We start from the raw sequence: 15,917 nt of genomic DNA, 5'->3' as shown, positions 1-15,917 counted from the left end.
TGATCCTTCGAGGAGAAGGGGCGGGCGACCTCCCTTCCACCGCCGGGCTCCCTCTCGGGGCCGTCTCGACTCGCCGGGCACCCACCGAAGCCCGCCTCCGTCGAGGGGATAGAAAACCCGCCCAGCATTAATCGGGGCGGGCGGAGGTGGGTCGGCGAGCGAGAAGAGGGAGGATGCGGAAGCATCCGGACCGTGCCCCGAAGGGAGACAGGTGGGGGAAGGAAACAGAACGATTCCGATAGCGATACCGATTCCAAGCGCCCCGGACTCCGAGAAGGATTACCCGTCCGTCCTCATTCCCCCACCGTGCCCCGAAGGGAGACCGGCGGGGGAAGGGACACGCGATCCGGGCTAGCGGAGGGGGTAGCCGAGGCTCTCCAGCGTGGCGCCCGCGGCGCTCCGAAAGCGCCGCCTCGCCCAGGGGGACATCGCGCGGCGCCACTTCTCGAGGCTTTTCGTGCGGGGCGGGTGAACGGCGAGTATCCTCTCGATCTCCGAGTCGGGGACCTCTTCTCCGAGGAACCGGAGGAGCCTGCCCAATTCCGCGCGGGGCTCCCGGACGAGCGTTTCGTAGCGGACCTCGATCATCCTCTCCGGGCCGAGACGCTCCCCCTCGCGCCGGAGAAGCTCCACCGACTCCCGCCAGGCGCGGGCACATCCCGCCGTGGTCCGCGGGATCCAAGTCTCCCGGCTGCTGCTGCGGCGGCGGAGAAGGGAAAGGGTCACGTCACGGCCGTCCCGCACCGAATGGACGAAGAGCGCACCGGGAAAAAGCGCATCGATCTCGGCGATCCAATAACGGTGGGTGGGGGTCTTCTCCACGACCCGGACCTTCCCCCGCTTCTCCAGCGCCGCGCGGAAGACGCCGGCGGCGAGGTCGCGGATCAGCCCGCGGAGCGTTTCCTCGTCCACCCAATCATCGAGCCAGCGCTCCCGCTCCCGGAGAAGCTTTTCGAGGTAAAGATTGAAGAGGTGGGTTTCTCCGCCCGAAGCGAGCCGCGGATGCTCGCCGAGAAGCCGCGTGAGCCAGGTCGTCCCCGAACGGGGGTGGCCGACCACGAAGATCGGGGGGTTTTCCAATGGGGGCATGATTCCTCTCCGCGGGGCGGTCAGCCTCGGGGGAACAGAAGCACGACGGCGTGCGCGGCGATCCCCTCGCCGGCCCCGATCGCCCCCATCCCCTCCGCCGTCTTCCCCTTGATCGAAACGCTCTCCGGCTCGACACCGAGCCGCTTCGCCAGGGCGGCGCGCATCGCCGAGGCGTGCGGCGCGATCCGCGGGCGCTCGGCGATCACGACCAGGTCCGCGTTCCCCACGCGATAGCCGCGCTCCCGCACCTTTTCCATCACCCGATCCAGCAGGTCCAGGCTCGAGGCGTTGCGATGCGCTTCGTCGTCATCCGGGAAAAAAAGGCCGATGTCACCGGCGCCGGCCGCGCCGAGAAGCGCGTCGATGAGCGCATGAACCGGCGCGTCCGCGTCGGAATGCCCCGCCAAACCCCGATCGAACGGGATGCGGACGCCGCCGAGCATCAGCGGCCGGCCGTCGACGAAACGGTGACTGTCGAAACCGATCCCGACCCGAGGCTCGCTCATCGCCTCACCTCCCGGAGGACCCACTCGGCGAGACGGAGGTCCTCTTCGACGGTGATCTTCCGGTTCCAACGATCCGCCTCGACGGGCACCACCGGTTCGCCGAGGCGCTCCACCAGCGACGCTTCGTCGGTCCCCTTCACGCCGTCCTCTTCGGCGGTCCGGAAGGCGCGTCGAAGGAGATCCGCGCGAAAGGCCTGCGGGGTCTGAGCCAGGCGGATCAAGTCCCTATCGAGAGTCGCCGTGACCCGGTCCCCGTCGATCCGCTTGACCGTCTCCACCGGCGCGGAGACGGTGAGCGCCGCGCCGTAACGCCGGGCCGCCTCGATCGCCTCTTCCGTCTCCCGCGCCGTGACGAGGGGGCGGGCGGCGTCGTGCACGACCACGATCGCCGTCCCCTCGGGGACGGCGGCCAGAGCGTTCCGGACCGAATCGAAACGCTCTTCCCCGCCCGCGACCACCGCGAGCAGTGGGGCGCCGTCCGGGACGAGGCGCCGGACCTCGTCCAGCCGGTCCGGCGGCGCGGCGACCACCAGGCCGCCGATGGACGGAGCCGCGGCGAGCGCATCGAGGGTGCGCGCCAGAATCGTCCGCCCCGCCAACTCGCGGAATGACTTGGGCGCGCCGGCGCCGAAACGCCGCCCCGCCCCGGCGGCGGGCACCACGGCGACGACTTCCGGAATGAGGAACCGGTCGCTCAAAATATTTCCAGCTTCAAGTATCGTTTGGGGTTCTTCTGGATGTCCCGGATCAGATCGTTCAGGTTCTGCGTGGTTTGGAGCAGCTCCTTGTAGAGCTTGTCGTCACGGGAGAGTTTCCCGAGCGTTCCCTGGCCGTGCTCGACGCGCTTCAGGATCAGCTCCAGCGATTCCGAGGCGCGTTCGAGCTTCTCCGTGGTCGAGTTCAGGCGAGCCATCGACGCGGCCAGGTCCACCGCGGAGGTGTCCACCAAATCCCGGTTGGCGACGAGCATGTCGTCCAACTCCTGCGCGACGCTTCGGAAGGAACCCATGGCGGCGCGCGTGTCGGCGCGGTTCTCCGCCAGAATCGCCTTCATCTCCAGCGAAACGTCCCGGAGAGCGATGATCGCCTCCTGGAGCGGCGGCGCCACGTCGTACTCCTGCAGCGTCTTTTCCACCCGGGCGACGATGGAGCCCATGTCCTCCAGCACCAAGCCGAGCTGCGCCATCGCCTCGGTGAGGCCGGGCGAATAGCCGCCGGGAACCACGCCGGTCAGGTCGAGGGGCTCGCCGGAATAACCGGGGATGATGGCGACGAACTTCTCCCCCATGATCCCCTGGTTCTCGATGCTGATCCGCGCGTCGGAATGGAGACTCACGTCCGGCCGCAGCCGGAGCGTGACGATCACCCCGCTCTCGGAGAGCCGGATATCCTCCACCGAACCGCGCTTCAGACCGGACACGGTGACGGGATCGCCGACGGAGAGCCCGCCCACTTCCCGGAAGGAGACCCGCACCTCCGGGCCCTTGGCGCCGATCTCCTTCTGGCCCAGGTAGATGACGCCGGCGACGAAAATAACGGTGGCCGTGAAGACCACCAATCCCACTTTCCATTCCAGGCCGCGTGAGGCCATGGTCCCCTCCGCTTGCTAGACCGTTCCGACCGGTCCCTCCGCCTCGCCCCGGATGAACTGCTGCACCACCGGGTCGCCGCTGTTCTTGGTCTCGTCGACGGCGCCCTCGAAGATGATCTTTCCCTCGTGAAGCATGGCGATCCGGTCCGCCACCTTATAGGCGCTGATCATGTCGTGGGTCACCGTGATCGAGGTGGCGTTCAGCCGGCTTTGCAGATTGCGGATCAACTCGTTGATCACGTCCGCCATGATCGGGTCGAGCCCCGTGGTCGGTTCGTCGTATAGAATGATCTCCGGGTCCATGGCGATGGCCCGGGCGAGGCCGACCCGCTTCCGCATCCCTCCGGACAGCTCGGAGGGCTTCTTGTCCACCGTGTGACCCATGCCGACCATCTTCAACCGCTCCATCACCCGCTCGTCGATCTCCGCCTTCGAGAGCCTGGTGTGCTCCGTCAGGCCGAGGCCGACGTTCTCGCCGACGGTGAGAGAATCGAAGAGGGCCGCGCCTTGAAAGAGCATACCAAAACGCTTGCGCAATTCATAAAGGGATTCGCTGCCCATTTCCGTGATCTCTTCCCCCTTGACCCGGATCGATCCGGCGTCGGGGCGGATCAGGCCGATCATGTGTTTCAGGAGGACGCTCTTCCCGCAACCGCTCGGTCCGATGATCACCAGAGACTCGCCGCTATGCACGTCCAGGTCCACCCCGCGGAGCACCTCCAGGGGACCGAAACACTTTTCCAGGCCGCGGATGCGGATGGTGGGATCGTTCCCGTTCACCGATGGACCCCGTTCCTCTCCAGAAAATCCTTGAGCTGATCGATGGGGAGCGCGAGCCCGATGCCGGCGTGGGGGGCGAGTTCCTCGGGAATCGTCTCCACCCAGCCGAGCAGATCCTCCCGCTCCAAGATCTGGCCCGGCACGCGGAGCTGGGATTTCATCATCCCCACCACCTCGCCCGTGCCGGCCCGGAAAAGCGGGCTGCCGCTGTTCCCCACGGCGATGGACGCGTCCACCTGGATCATCGGAATCCGCGGCGAGTCCGCCCGAACCCTCCAGTTCGGCTTGGCGGCGACGTGTCCCATGGTGAGCGTCGGCGTCACGTGGGCGTTCACCGTGTAGCCGAGGGGATAGCCGACGAAGCCGACCTCCTCGCCCACGCGCACGCCGTCGGATCGCCCGAGCCGCACCGGCGGCGGCGGCGCCTCTTCCATAAGGAGAAGCGCGGCGTCCACGTTCGGGTCCTCGGCGATCACCCGGGCGCGCACGTTTCTCTCCCCCTCCGGCGCCGGCATCGTCACCGTCACCGTCTCCCGTCCATGCACCAGGTGGGAACAGGTGAGCAGCCGACCCTCGCCGTCCACCGCGAAAGCGGTGCCGCAGTTCGCCCATCCGCCGGCGGTCTGATACCAAACCAGCACCACGCTGCGGGCGATCTCCTCCACCCGCCCGGGGAGATCGTCCGTGGCGGGGGGCGGCTCGGGGGGCGTCGCGACGGGGGCTTCGCGGAAACGGAGGAACAGGCCCGCGGCGAGCGCCCCCAGCGTCAGCAGAATCGCCACGACACGAGCGCCGGAGGAGACGCCCGCCACCACTTTCGTTTTAGGTGAAAACCACATTCAACAGGAACTCCGCCAGGATGTAGTCGGAAATCAGGATGAGCAGGCAAGAGGAAACCACCGCCCGGGTGGCCGCCTGGCCCACCCCTTCGGCGCCCCCCTCGGTGCGCAACCCGTAGTACACGCCCATCAGCGCGATCACCATGCCGAAGACGACCGACTTGATCAGGCCGATCCACGCGTCGCTCATCTTGAAAAAGATCTGTATGCCGTCCACGAACATATGCCCCGACATGCCGATCGAGCCGACGGCGGCGAAGTAGCCGCCCAGGAGGGCCAGGAAATCCGCGAAGATCACCACCACCGGGAGCATGATCGTGCCGGCCACGAACCGGGGAAGCGCGAGAAAACGGATCGAGTCGATGGCGAGCGATTCGAGGGCGTCCACCTGTTCGGTCACCTTCATAGTGCCGATCTCGGCCGCGATGGACGCGCCCACCCGGCCTCCCACCACGAGCCCGGTCAGCACCGGACCCAGCTCGAGGAGCACCGATTTCCCCACCACCGAGCCGACGTAGCGGAGAGGGATCCAGTCCTGAAACTGGTACGCCGCCTGCACCGCCGCGACGCCGCCCGTGAAGAGGCTCGTCACGATCACCAGCGGCATCGAGTTGATGCCCATCTCCTTCATCTGAACGAGGGTGAGCCGCACGGTTCGGTGCAGCTTGGGAAAGGAGCGGAGGATTTGGAAGAAGAGGATCGCCATGTCGCCGAGGTCGCAGACGGAGTTCACGACCAAGCGGCCCAGCCTGTTGATGTAGCCCAGCAATCCGTCGCCCCCCGCCGGTCTACTCGAGTTCATCCACCGGCTCGTCGAGCATCCGCGTGGTCACGCTCTCGAAGCGCGTGTAGTTCTTGATGAAGGTGAGATGCACCACTCCGAGCGGGCCGTTTCTCTGCTTGCCGACGATCAGCTCCGCCTTCCCTTCGTTTTCCGGCGTGTTGTCGTACACCTCGGGACGGTAGAGGAAAAGAACCACGTCCGCGTCCTGTTCGATCGCGCCGGACTCGCGGAGGTCGGAGAGCACGGGTCTGTGCTTCCCCGGACGGTTCTCCACGGCCCGAGAGAGCTGGGAAAGGGCGACCACCGGAACGCCGATCTCCTTGGCGAGCGCCTTCAGGGAGCGGGAGATTTGGGAGATCTCCTGCTGGCGGCTCTCGGTCCGCTTGTGGGAATCGATGAGCTGAAGATAGTCGATGATCACCAGGCCGAGACCGACCTCCTTGTGGAGGCGGCGCGCCCGGGAGCGCATCTCCAGCACGGTCAGGCTGGGGGTGTCGTCGATGTAGATCGGCGCCTCGGAGAGGAGGCTGGCCGCCTGAGTCAGATTCGGCCAATCCCGGTGCGGCACGTAGCCGTTGCGGAGGGCGTGGCTGTCCACGCGCGCCTCGGAGCAGAGGAGCCGGTGGACGAGCTGTTCCCTCGCCATCTCGAGACTGAAGACCGCCACCGGTTGTTTGCCGTCGATCGCCACGTTCTGCGCCACGTTGAGGCAGAAGGCGGTCTTCCCCATGGAGGGGCGGCCGGCGACGATGATGAGATCGCTCCTCTGAAAACCGGTGAGAAGAGAATCGAGGTCGGGGTAGCCGGAGAGAATGCCGGTGCGGCCGCGCTCGCCGTGGGCCACCGCCTGCGCCTCCGCGAAGACCGGCTTCACCACGTTCCGGATCGGCTCGAAGCCGCGCGTGATCCGGCTCTCGGAGATGTCGAAGATCGACTGCTCCGCGCGGTCGAGCAGCTCCTGCACGTCGCCGCCCCCTTCGTAACCCTGCTGCACGATCTCCGTACCGGTTCGGATGAGGCGGCGGAGGATCGACTTCTCCAGCACCAGCCCGCTGTGGTAAGTCACGTTCGCGCTGGTCGCCACCTCGTCGAGGAGCGACGAAAGGTAGAGCCGTCCGCCCGCTTCATCGAGAGTGCCGGCGCGTTTCATCTCGTCCGCGATGGTGATCAGGTCGATCGCCTCGTTCCTCTCGTAGAGGGAGATGGCGGCGTCGAAGATTTTGCGGTGCGCGTCACGGTAGAACGCGCCCGAGTCCAAAAAATCGAGGACGCGGGTGATCGCCTCCCCGTCGAGAAGGACGGCGCCCAGGACCGCCCGCTCCGCTTCGATCGCCTGCGGAGGGACCCGGTCGTAGGCGTCGGCCTTCCTCGCCGATTTCGCCGGCTGCGCCATATGCTCCTTCATTCCGCCGGCCGGGCCGGCCGTATTTCGCGATACGCGTCGCGGAGCATCTGGAAATCCTCCCAGACCGGACGCTTGTATTGCGGGTTGCGAAGACACGCGGAGGGGTGATAGGTGCAGAGCAGCCGCATCCCCTCCCAATCGTGCCAGCGGCCCCGGAGCCTGCCGAGCGGGTCGGGCCGCTGCAGCAGGGTCTGGGCGGCGAATCGTCCCAGGCAACAGATCAACTCGGGGCGGACGCACTCGATCTGCCGCATGAGGAAGGGCAGACAGGTGACGATCTCCTCCGCCTCCGGGTCCCGGTTGCCGGGCGGTCGGCATTTTACCACATTCGTGATGTAGACCTCATCCCGGCGGATGCCCGCGGCGGCGAAGATCTTGTCGAGAAGCTGGCCGGAACGCCCGACGAAGGGACGCCCGATCCGGTCTTCGTCGGCGCCGGGCGCCTCGCCTACGAAAAGGATGCCCGCGCGCGGGTCGCCGTCGCCGAAAACGAGGTGGGTGCGGCGTTCGTGAAGGGGGCAGCGCGCGCAGTCGCCCAGTTCCTCCCGGACGGCGTCCAGCCCGCCCTTCCCGGCGGCGGGTTCCGCCTCCGCCGCGCCGCCGCGCGTCACGATCGGGTCCGGATAACCGAACTCCACCTGCTGCCGCGCCCAGCGGCGCAACAGATCGACGGCGCTCTCTTCCATCGTTTCACTCCGCGTGCGCGCGTGGGATCGGCGCGGCGCGCCGGGCTACCCGGCGTTCGCGTTCCTGAGCAGATAGGCGACCCGGTCCATGATCCGTTCGGCGAGGACGTCCTTCGATGAGAGGGGGACCTCCTCGCGGAAGCCGTCCTTCCCGATCAGGATCGCCTCGGTGGAGTCCTTGCCGATCCCTCCTTCCGGCACCTCGGGGCGGTTGGCGACGATCAGGTCGAGTCCCTTCCTCTCCAGCTTCTCCCGCGCGCGCTGCTCCTCCTCGTTCATCTCGAGGGCGAAACCGACCAGCACGCGGATCGAGCCGCGCGAGCCGGAGAGCGCCGCGAGGATGTCCCGGGTCGGCTCCAGCTCGAGGGTGCGCGGACCGGATCTCTTCACCTTCTCCGTCTCCACCTTTTTGGGCCGGTAGTCGCCCACCGCCGCCGCCATCACCACCACGTCGCAGGAGGGGCCGATGTCGAGGGTCGCCTTCGTCATCCGTTCCGCCGTAGGCGTGTCCACGAGCCAGATCCCCTCCGGCGGCGGCACGGAGAGGGCGCCGGAGAGAAAGACGACCTCCGCGCCCCGGCGCAGGCCCGCGCGGGCGAGGGCGACACCCATCCGCCCGCTGGAGCGGTTGGTGATCACCCGCACCGGATCGATCGGCTCCTCGGTGCGGCCGGCGGTGATCAGGATCTTCTTCCCCGCCAGCTCACCGTCGGGGGAGAGAATATCGGTGACGAAGCGGACGATCCTCTCCGGCGACGCGAGCCGCCCCACCCCTTCATACCCGCAGGCCAGCTCTCCCTCGTCGGGGTCGACGATGTGCACGCCGTCCCTGCGGAGACGCTCCTCGTTCCTCTGCGTGGCCGGGTGAAGCCACATGAACTTGTTCATCGCCGGCGCGACCACCACCGGGCAGGTGGCGGCGAGATAGGCGGTGGTGAGCAGATCGTCGGCGACGCCGGCGGCCATCTTGGCCATCACGTTCGCGGTGGCCGGCGCCACGAGAAAGAGATCGGCGTCCTGGGCGAGGGCGATGTGGATCGGCCGCGACTCCGGACCGAAGGGAACGGCGGGGCGAAAGGCGCGCTCGTCCTCCCACAGGTCGCAGGCCGCCTTGCGTCCGGTGATCGCCTCGAAGCTCTCGGGCCGCACAAGGCGCGCCGCGTCCTTGGTCAGCACGGCCTGGCAGAGCGCCCCCTCCTTCACGAGAAGGCGCGCCGTCTCGAGAGCCTTGTAAGCCGCCACGCCTCCGGTGACGCCGATCAGGATCTTCTTCCCGCTAATCCGCAAAAGAGTTTTCCTCGTCCGTAAAGGGCACCTCTACGTTGAGCGGCTCGACCCGCCCGTCGCGGACCCACTCCACTTCGTCGCCCATGACGGCCCGGAGCGCTTCGGTGGTCACCTTGGCGTCCCCTTCCATGCCGCGGAGGAAACGCAGCCGGTTCAGGCGGCGGGCCTCCTGGGCGGCCAGAACGACCCGATCGTACACGGTCGCCTCGTCCTCCGGCCCACACTGTTTCTTTTCTTCGTTCAAGAAGGATCTCCTTGTTTCCGTTCCGGCCGGCCCGAATCGCCGGTCGCGTCTTTCAGCCTGGCGCTTCGCCAACGCTCGGCCCGCACGATGGCGCGGATCGTCTCGATGGCGGCGTCCAGGTCGTCGTTGATCACGATATAGTCGAACTCGAACTTGCGCCGCATCTCCACGCGGGCGTCCTCGATCCGTCTTCGGATTCGAGTCTCTTCTTCGGTGCCGCGCCCCCGGAGCCGCTTCTCCATCACCTCCACGGAGGGGGGGACGATGAAGACGCCGACCGCGCCGGGATAGCGCGCGCGGATCTGCTCGCTCCCCTGCACGTCGATATCGAGGACCACCGTTTCACCGAGGGCCGTCGGCCCGTCGATCTCGGCGCGGGGCGTCCCGTAGTAGTCGCCGTGCACCAGCGCCCACTCGGCGTAGGCGTCCTCCTCGATGCGGCGGCGGAAGGCCGCCTCACCGAGAAAGTGGTAATCCACCCCGTCCCGCTCGCTTCCGCGGATCGGGCGCGATGTGTCGGAGACGGAGAAACGAAGCCCCTCTTCCCGCTCCACGAGCACCCGCGCGAGCGTCGTCTTTCCGGCGCCGGAGGGCCCGGCGATCACCAGGGGGAATCCGCTCTTCCGCTCGACCATGGTTACTCCAGGTTCTGCACCTGTTCCCGGAGCCGCTCCACCTCCTCCTTGAGGCCGACCACCTCGCGGGCGATCTCCGCGTCGTTCACCTTGGACCCGACGGTGTTGATCTCACGGTGCAGCTCCTGGAGGAGGAAATTCAGCTTCCGTCCCACCGGCCCGCCCTCGCTCATAAAGACGAGGAACTGATCCAGGTGGGAGCGGGCGCGGACGATCTCTTCGGTCGTGTCGAGACGGTCGGCGAGGAACGCGGCCTCGTTCGCCATCCGCTCCTCGCTGACCGCCGTGCCTTCGAGGATCTTCTCGATGCGGGCGCGCAGGTCGGCGGCGGCGCGCCCCGGCCGGCCGGTGGAACGGCGCTCCACACGCTGGAGAGCGGCGCGGATCGCGCGAATTCTCGCGCGCAGATCCTTCTCCAATGTCCGCCCTTCGCGCCGGCGCATGCGGATCATGTTGTCGAGCGCCCTGCCGATCCCCTTCTCGACGAGAGGCCACAGCTCCTTCTCGCGGATCTCCCGGGTGCGGCGCACCATCACGTCGGGAAGGCGGAGGATCGTGTCCAGATCCGCCTCTCCCGGGACGTTGTATTTCTTCTTCAGCCTCCGGGCCAGATCGAGATAGGCGCGGATGCGCGCCTCGTCCGGTTCGAGCGTCTCCATGCCGTCCCGGCTGTTCAGCTCCACCGTGAGGGAAACGCGTCCTCTGTCGAGCCTGGCCTGCAACAACTCCCGCACGCGCTGCTCCGAGGAGAGAAGCGGGCCGGGGAGCCGGATCGACGGCTCGAGGTACCGGTGATTGACCGAACGAATCTCGACGGATACGGAAAGGCCGGAGACTCTCGTTTCCCAAAGGCCGTAGCCGGTCATGCTGGAAACGGGCATGGGTGACTCCTGTTTTCGAGGGGCTTTATGATACCTTATGCGCAGGGTGCGAGTCAACCGCGCTCGATTCGGCGGCGCAGGCATATTTTACGGCGACGCAAGCGGTTAGAAAGGAAGCCATGAACGCCCCTGCTCTGTACCTTTTGGCGCGCGCCCTGGGCGGAAGGCTCAGCGGCTCCGCGTTCCGTTACGCCCTCCAGGCGGACGGAATCGACGGTCCGGCGCCGGTTTACCTTCTTCGCTTCGAACTCCCCGCCGGGACGCTCGCCCTCTCGCTCCGGCCGGGCGCGCCGGCGGCGGCCCTTCTCGCCAAGGGGGAGAGCCCCGCGGGATCCCGGACTCCCGCGGCGAATCGTCTCGACGATTTTTTCGGGGGTGGGCGCGTCGTGAGCGTCACCACGCCGGGCGTGGACCGTTCCTTCACCCTCGAATGCGAGGACGGTAAAGCGCTCCGCGCGGAACTGTTCGGCGGACGGCCGCGGCTGACGGCGCTGGACGAGACCGGCCGCGCGCTCTTCACGCTCCCGGAGGGAACGCGCGCCGGGAGTGCGCCGGGAGCCGCCGCGCCGCCGCTCCCCGGCATGGACCGCCCGGACCCTCTCACCTTCGACCCGGAGAGCATCACCGCCGAAGACGCGGCGCCGGACGGGATCGGCGCCTTCCTGAGAAGGGCGACGCGGGGGATGCCGCAGGAGTGGGCGGAGGAGGTCGCCGCGGCGATCCCCGCGGAGGGCGCGCCGGAGGAGAGACGGCGAGCGGCGGTCGAGGCGTGGCGCGATCTGGCGGACGCGCTTCGCGGCGGCGGCTCGGCGGGCGTCTTTCTCTATGAAAGAAAAGGGCGGCCTCTCCTTTCGGCGGTTCCCCTTCCGCGGACCGGCGGCGAGGGAAGAGCCTTCGCGTCGATCGAGGAGGGGGCGGCGGCGCTCTGGCGGGAGACGGAAGGAGCGAGCCGCGGGGTGGAAGCGCTCGGCCGCGTGCGCGCGGCGGTTACCGCGGAGAGAAAGAAGCTCCGCCGGCTGCTGGAGAACCTGGAGAGGGAGCTGGCCGTGGCGGAGCGCCACCCGGAGGCGCGGCGGCGCGGCGAGATACTGAGCATCCACTTCCAACGTCTGGAGAGGGGGATGGACCGTGTGAGCCTCCCCGATCCCTACGAGGGCGGGGAGATCGAGATCGACCTCGATCCCAAGAAGGGGCCGCGGGAGAACATCGAGAGGTGGTTCCGGGCGGCGCGGAAGGGAGAGAGGGCGACGCCGATCCTGCGGCGGCGCGTGGAGGATGCGAAGGGGAAACTCGCCGAGGCGGAGGCGCTGATCGCGGAGACGGAAGACGCGGTGGACGAGGCGGACGCGGAGCGCCTTCTCGCGCGGGCCCGTCCCCTCCTCGGCGAAGAACGCCCCGAAAAGGCGTGGGAGAAGCGGGCGCGCCGGCCGAAGGAGAGGAAGCTGCCGATCCGTCCCCGCGAGTACGCCCTCGCCGGAGGCTACACCGCCCTCGTCGGCCGCGACAACAAGGAGAACGACCTTTTAACGATGAAGTTCGCCCGTCCGGGCGATCTGTTTTTGCACGCGGGGCAATCCCCCGGCTCCCACGTTATTCTCCTTCGGGACGACCCCAAGAAGCCGGTGCCGTCGGAGACGCTCCTGCAGGCGGCGGCGCTCGCCGCGCACTACTCGCGTGCGCGCCACGCGTCGAAAGTGCCGGTGATCTATACGGAGAGGCGCTACGTGAGAAAGCCGAAAGGAGCCCCTCCGGGGCGGGTCTCCTGCGAGCGGGAGAAGACTCTCTTCGTCGAACCGGGGCTGCCGGCCGGGGATTCGTGATCTTGTCCGGCGGAAGGGAAACGCGCGCCACGGATCCCGACGCAGACCGGTCCCGGCGCTTACTCGCCCGCTTTCGCCGCCGTGTCCGCCGGAGCGTCGCCGAATGAGGCGCTCATCAGCACCTGCACCGCCTTCCCTTTCTCCGTGAAGGGAATCGGCCGGGAAGATGCGTCCTCCCCCTCGCGCCCATAGAAGAAGGAGTGCGGCGCGCGCCTCCGCCCCGGCGCCGGCCGGTCCGTGGCGAGACTCGGGATCACCCCCTTCGTCCAGGAGGCGACAAGAGCGACGCGGTCCGCTTCGATGGAGCCGAATCCGCCGTAGTGGTTCCATCCTTCCATCGGCAGCGAACTCTCGATCGAACCGAGCGGCTCACCCTTCGGCGCGCCCTTGGCGTCCACTTCGTAGAGATCATAGGAAACGGTGTAGCCCCAGCCGGGGACGGTGTGGCGCCAGTACCACCAGAAGGAGTCGTGGTGGATCGCCGTGCCCGGCTTCTTGCCGCATTCGGCCGGGAGATCGAAGACCACGCCGGCCCGATCGCCCGCGAGCCAACCGGACCAGATCCAGATGCTCGCCGCTTCGGGCTCGTAATAGAGAATGGAGCAGAACCCGGCGGCGGCGCCGGCGCCGGGACGACCGGCCGAGTCGGCCACCGCCTCATGGGGGCGGGGCACCTCGGCGCGGACCGCTCCGGCCGCGAGAAGGATCACGGCCGACAGAAAAACGGTACGCTTCACCTCGTTACCCTCCGCTTCGTCTCGTGGAGTCCAAAGGGGACGTGGTAAAGCGTACCGTCTCTTTTTATTTTCGGCAACCGAGCCGCCGCGGCTTCACTCCTACTTGAACAGAGCCTTGATCGATCCCCAGGAGGCGGGCTCGGTCGCTGTGGTCTGGCAGTCGAACTCGGCGTCCATCAGTATGTTGCACGGTCCGTAGGAATCCTCGAGTAGAAGCGGAGGACAGTACATTGTTCTCTGCGGATTCCCGAAGAAAAAGCTGTGGGCGACCGGCTCGGGCGCGCAACCGACGTTGTGATTCATGATCGCGCGATCCGTATTCAATCGGGGTAGTGTTACTTGGTCCCAGGATACGGCGAGCAGGATACGGTCCGCATCGAAGTCGCCGAAGCCGGGCATGAGATTCCAGTTCTCCACGGGATCGCTGTGATACTCCGCGAGAGGCTCGCCGACGATGCAGTTGGATTGGTCCACTTCGTATATGCGGTAAGTGACCTCGGAGAATCCGCGGCCGGGCATGGTGTGTCGCCAGCGCCACCAGATTTTCGTGTTCGAACAGGGGGTGTCCGTTGAATGCCCGCAATCTTGCGGAAGATCGAAAATGACTCCCGCGATGTCGCCCGCTGCCCATCCACTCCAAGTCCAGGCCCATCCCGAGCAGACGTTGTAATGGACGATCGAACATAGCCCCCGCGCGCCTCCGTCCCCGTGCGGGAAGATCTCTTCATGGATCGCCTGCGCCGGACGGGGCATGTCCGCCGAGGCGAAGGCGGCGAGTACGGCCAACATCAAAACGGCAATAACCAATCGTCTCACAATCGGCTCCTTCCCCCGTTCGTTCTTCCTCCTACTTGAACAACCGCTTGACGTCCCCCCATGAAATACTCGCATCGGGAACGGACGTTTGGACGCAATCGAAATTCGCCTTCATCAGGATGTTGCAGGGTCCGGCCGGGTCGGTGATGGCGACGGGTGGGCAGTAGAGACCTTCCTGCAAGTTGCCGAAATTAAAGCTACGCGGCACCGTGGGGCCCGATCCGCAGCCGGCCAGGATGTTTTCATACGTGTTGTCGGTAGTCAGATAGGGTCCCAAAGCGTTGATGAAACACGCAGCCAACACGATACGGTCCGCGTCGAATTCCCCCAACTCGTCCAGGTGATTCCATCCCTCTCCGGGATCCACGTTCATCGTCAGCAGGGGAGGGTTCAGGATGCAATCGTTCTCGTCCAACTCGTAGACCCGAAAACTGATGTCGTATTGAGATCGATTTGGAGTGGTGTGCCGCCAGTACCACCACATATCGGTGCAGGTGCAACTCGCTCCGGGTATCTTGCCGCAATCAGCGGGAAGATCCAGGATCACGCCCACCACATCCCGGGGGGACCATCCCGTCCAGGACCACGTCCTGTCGGAACAGAGGTCATAGAATTGTGTCTGACACAACCCATCCCGCGCATCGCCGTCCAAGGGGGAAAAGATCTCCTCCGAGCGGAGCCGGTACGGCTCTTCTCCGAAGGCGGCGGAAGAAAGGAAAAGAAGGGCGACAAGGGAGAAGAGGGTGGGGCGCATGGGATTACCTCCCGTGGTTTCAACGCCGAAAACGCGGATCGCGCGTCGATCCGCCGGGGAGGGCGGGAACGTTCATAGATTACCGTAAAGCAATTCGATTGTCAATGTTTTTGATTACAGCAACTTGGATCGATCTCGCGCCGAATCGCTCCGCCCGTGCGTGATGTGGTAGGATCGAGGCGGCCCCATTCGTCGGGGAAAGGAGGACGCCGATGATACGAAACCGAAAAGCCCCCCTCGTTCTGTTGCTCCTTCTCGCGCTCCTCTCGGGATGCGCCCATTATTCCGCCCTGGAAACCGACCGGGCGATCGAAATCCCGAAAGAGAGCATCATCTACGACGACGGCGACACCATCACCTTCGGCGACATTACAATCCGTGTGCTCGGCATCGACACGCCGGAGATCGCCCACCCGGAGCACGGTTTCCACGAGGACCAGCCCTACGGGCGTGAGGCGGCCGCGCGCGCGGAGGAACTGATCCGCGCCGCGAAGAGAGTGACGTACCTCCCCTATCAGAACGACCACTACGGTCGCCTTCTCGCCCACCTCTTCATCGACGGCGATCTGCTCGGTGTAACACTGATCGAGGAGGGGCTCGCCTACGAGACGGTCTCCCACTACGGCGACAACGGCTTCCCGGAAATCGCCGCGGCGCTCCTCGCGGCGGCGGAGCGGGCGCCGGAACCCCGCTTCATTCCGCCCCATGAGTGGCGACAGGAACACCGGAAAGAACCGGCGGGGGATTGACTCCCGTCCGCCCTCCTTCCCGGACCGTGCCCCGAAGGGAGAGCCGGGGGGGGAAGGAAAGGCACCCTCTCCCTCTCCCACCATCCCCTCCGCCTCCTCCTCGGACGGGCGGCGTGATCCTTCGAGGAGAAGGGGCGCGGGGCGACCTCCCTTCCACCGCCGGGCTCCCTCTCGGGGCCGTCTCGACTCGCCGGGCACCCACCGGAGCCCGCCTCCGTCGAGGGGAGAAATGAATCTGTCGAGCTTTAACGGGGCGGGCGGAGGTGGGTCGGCGAGCGAGAAGAGGGAGGATGCGGAAGCATCCGGACCGTGCC

At 66.8% G+C, this 15,917-nt stretch carries 18 protein-coding genes; 2 read left to right on the top strand and 16 right to left on the bottom strand.

The features are described from left to right. Positions 1–351: 351 nt before the first annotated feature. Genes JW958_02920 through JW958_02860 form a run of 13 tightly spaced genes read right to left on the bottom strand, consistent with a single transcriptional unit; the run spans position 352 to position 10,727 of the window. Complete coding sequence (locus JW958_02920) at positions 352–1,089, bottom strand: sulfotransferase (GenBank protein ID MBN1825191.1); 738 nt, start codon at positions 1,087–1,089, stop codon at positions 352–354. Between the two features lie 20 nt (positions 1,090–1,109). Beyond that, the gene (gene ispF, locus JW958_02915) at positions 1,110–1,595 is read right to left on the bottom strand and encodes a 2-C-methyl-D-erythritol 2,4-cyclodiphosphate synthase (protein MBN1825190.1); all 486 of its coding nucleotides are present in this window, start codon (positions 1,593–1,595) and stop codon (positions 1,110–1,112) included. Next, on the bottom strand, positions 1,592–2,293 hold the full coding sequence (gene ispD, locus JW958_02910; GenBank protein MBN1825189.1) for a 2-C-methyl-D-erythritol 4-phosphate cytidylyltransferase: 702 nt from the start codon (positions 2,291–2,293) through the stop codon (positions 1,592–1,594). The genes ispF and ispD overlap by 4 nt, the downstream gene beginning before the upstream one ends. Further along, the gene (locus tag JW958_02905) at positions 2,290–3,186 is read right to left on the bottom strand and encodes an MCE family protein (GenBank protein ID MBN1825188.1); all 897 of its coding nucleotides are present in this window, start codon (positions 3,184–3,186) and stop codon (positions 2,290–2,292) included. The genes ispD and JW958_02905 overlap by 4 nt, the downstream gene beginning before the upstream one ends. 15 nt (positions 3,187–3,201) lie before the next feature. Next, positions 3,202–3,966, bottom strand: coding sequence for an ABC transporter ATP-binding protein (locus JW958_02900; protein ID MBN1825187.1), 765 nt, complete (start codon positions 3,964–3,966; stop codon positions 3,202–3,204). Beyond that, the gene (locus JW958_02895) at positions 3,963–4,805 is read right to left on the bottom strand and encodes a trypsin-like peptidase domain-containing protein (protein MBN1825186.1); all 843 of its coding nucleotides are present in this window, start codon (positions 4,803–4,805) and stop codon (positions 3,963–3,965) included. The genes JW958_02900 and JW958_02895 overlap by 4 nt, the downstream gene beginning before the upstream one ends. Then, the gene (locus tag JW958_02890; GenBank protein ID MBN1825185.1) at positions 4,789–5,607 is read right to left on the bottom strand and encodes an ABC transporter permease; all 819 of its coding nucleotides are present in this window, start codon (positions 5,605–5,607) and stop codon (positions 4,789–4,791) included. The genes JW958_02895 and JW958_02890 overlap by 17 nt, the downstream gene beginning before the upstream one ends. Continuing rightward, positions 5,594–6,982, bottom strand: a complete 1,389-nt coding sequence (gene dnaB / locus JW958_02885) for a replicative DNA helicase (protein MBN1825184.1) — start codon at positions 6,980–6,982, stop codon at positions 5,594–5,596. The genes JW958_02890 and dnaB overlap by 14 nt, the downstream gene beginning before the upstream one ends. 8 nt (positions 6,983–6,990) lie before the next feature. Continuing rightward, positions 6,991–7,680: a uracil-DNA glycosylase gene (locus JW958_02880; protein MBN1825183.1), complete on the bottom strand. Its 690-nt coding sequence runs from the start codon at positions 7,678–7,680 to the stop codon at positions 6,991–6,993. Positions 7,681–7,725: 45 nt separating this feature from the next. Continuing rightward, positions 7,726–8,967 (bottom strand): bifunctional phosphopantothenoylcysteine decarboxylase/phosphopantothenate--cysteine ligase CoaBC, encoded by a 1,242-nt coding sequence (gene coaBC / locus JW958_02875; protein ID MBN1825182.1) that lies wholly within the window; start codon positions 8,965–8,967, stop codon positions 7,726–7,728. After that, positions 8,957–9,211 carry a hypothetical protein gene (locus JW958_02870; protein ID MBN1825181.1) on the bottom strand — a complete coding sequence of 85 codons (255 nt, stop codon included), beginning with the start codon at positions 9,209–9,211 and terminating at the stop codon, positions 8,957–8,959. Before JW958_02870 ends, coaBC begins: the two co-directional genes overlap by 11 nt. After that, positions 9,208–9,846, bottom strand: coding sequence for a guanylate kinase (gmk, locus tag JW958_02865; GenBank protein ID MBN1825180.1), 639 nt, complete (start codon positions 9,844–9,846; stop codon positions 9,208–9,210). The genes JW958_02870 and gmk overlap by 4 nt, the downstream gene beginning before the upstream one ends. Before the next feature lie 2 nt (positions 9,847–9,848). Continuing rightward, positions 9,849–10,727 (bottom strand): YicC family protein, encoded by an 879-nt coding sequence (locus JW958_02860; protein ID MBN1825179.1) that lies wholly within the window; start codon positions 10,725–10,727, stop codon positions 9,849–9,851. A gap of 119 nt (positions 10,728–10,846) precedes the next feature. On the opposite strand from JW958_02860, the gene JW958_02855 reads away from it, so the two are divergent. Next, positions 10,847–12,547 (top strand): DUF814 domain-containing protein, encoded by a 1,701-nt coding sequence (locus JW958_02855; GenBank protein MBN1825178.1) that lies wholly within the window; start codon positions 10,847–10,849, stop codon positions 12,545–12,547. 59 nt (positions 12,548–12,606) lie between these two features. On the opposite strand, the gene JW958_02850 is transcribed toward JW958_02855, so the two are convergent. The 3 genes from JW958_02850 to JW958_02840 all read right to left on the bottom strand — a co-directional run bounded on the left by JW958_02850 (position 12,607) and on the right by JW958_02840 (position 14,854). Continuing rightward, positions 12,607–13,284: a hypothetical protein gene (locus tag JW958_02850; GenBank protein MBN1825177.1), complete on the bottom strand. Its 678-nt coding sequence runs from the start codon at positions 13,282–13,284 to the stop codon at positions 12,607–12,609. Positions 13,285–13,383: 99 nt separating this feature from the next. Continuing rightward, entirely contained in the window at positions 13,384–14,100 is a 717-nt protein-coding gene (locus tag JW958_02845; protein ID MBN1825176.1) for a hypothetical protein, read from the bottom strand. 31 nt (positions 14,101–14,131) lie between these two features. Further along, positions 14,132–14,854 carry a hypothetical protein gene (locus tag JW958_02840; protein MBN1825175.1) on the bottom strand — a complete coding sequence of 241 codons (723 nt, stop codon included), beginning with the start codon at positions 14,852–14,854 and terminating at the stop codon, positions 14,132–14,134. 212 nt (positions 14,855–15,066) lie between these two features. On the opposite strand from JW958_02840, the gene JW958_02835 reads away from it, so the two are divergent. Then, positions 15,067–15,603, top strand: a complete 537-nt coding sequence (locus JW958_02835; protein ID MBN1825174.1) for a thermonuclease family protein — start codon at positions 15,067–15,069, stop codon at positions 15,601–15,603. Positions 15,604–15,917 lie beyond the last annotated feature (314 nt).

This window comes from Candidatus Eisenbacteria bacterium (assembly GCA_016930695.1).
Classification (GTDB): domain Bacteria; phylum Orphanbacterota; class Orphanbacteria; order Orphanbacterales; family Orphanbacteraceae; genus JAFGGD01.
This window is presented reverse-complemented; position numbering and strand designations above follow the sequence as displayed.

Coding starts and splice junctions, on each gene's coding strand:
- JW958_02920 (MBN1825191.1), bottom strand. CDS start 1,089: ATGCCCCCATTGGAAAACCCCCCGATCTTCGTGGTCGGCCACCCCCGT.
- ispF (MBN1825190.1), bottom strand. CDS start 1,595: ATGAGCGAGCCTCGGGTCGGGATCGGTTTCGACAGTCACCGTTTCGTC.
- JW958_02905 (MBN1825188.1), bottom strand. CDS start 3,186: ATGGCCTCACGCGGCCTGGAATGGAAAGTGGGATTGGTGGTCTTCACG.
- JW958_02895 (MBN1825186.1), bottom strand. CDS start 4,805: ATGTGGTTTTCACCTAAAACGAAAGTGGTGGCGGGCGTCTCCTCCGGC.
- JW958_02890 (MBN1825185.1), bottom strand. CDS start 5,607: ATGAACTCGAGTAGACCGGCGGGGGGCGACGGATTGCTGGGCTACATC.
- dnaB (MBN1825184.1), bottom strand. CDS start 6,982: ATGGCGCAGCCGGCGAAATCGGCGAGGAAGGCCGACGCCTACGACCGG.
- JW958_02880 (MBN1825183.1), bottom strand. CDS start 7,680: ATGGAAGAGAGCGCCGTCGATCTGTTGCGCCGCTGGGCGCGGCAGCAG.
- gmk (MBN1825180.1), bottom strand. CDS start 9,846: ATGGTCGAGCGGAAGAGCGGATTCCCCCTGGTGATCGCCGGGCCCTCC.
- JW958_02860 (MBN1825179.1), bottom strand. CDS start 10,727: ATGCCCGTTTCCAGCATGACCGGCTACGGCCTTTGGGAAACGAGAGTC.
- JW958_02855 (MBN1825178.1), top strand. CDS start 10,847: ATGAACGCCCCTGCTCTGTACCTTTTGGCGCGCGCCCTGGGCGGAAGG.
- JW958_02840 (MBN1825175.1), bottom strand. CDS start 14,854: ATGCGCCCCACCCTCTTCTCCCTTGTCGCCCTTCTTTTCCTTTCTTCC.
- JW958_02835 (MBN1825174.1), top strand. CDS start 15,067: ATGATACGAAACCGAAAAGCCCCCCTCGTTCTGTTGCTCCTTCTCGCG.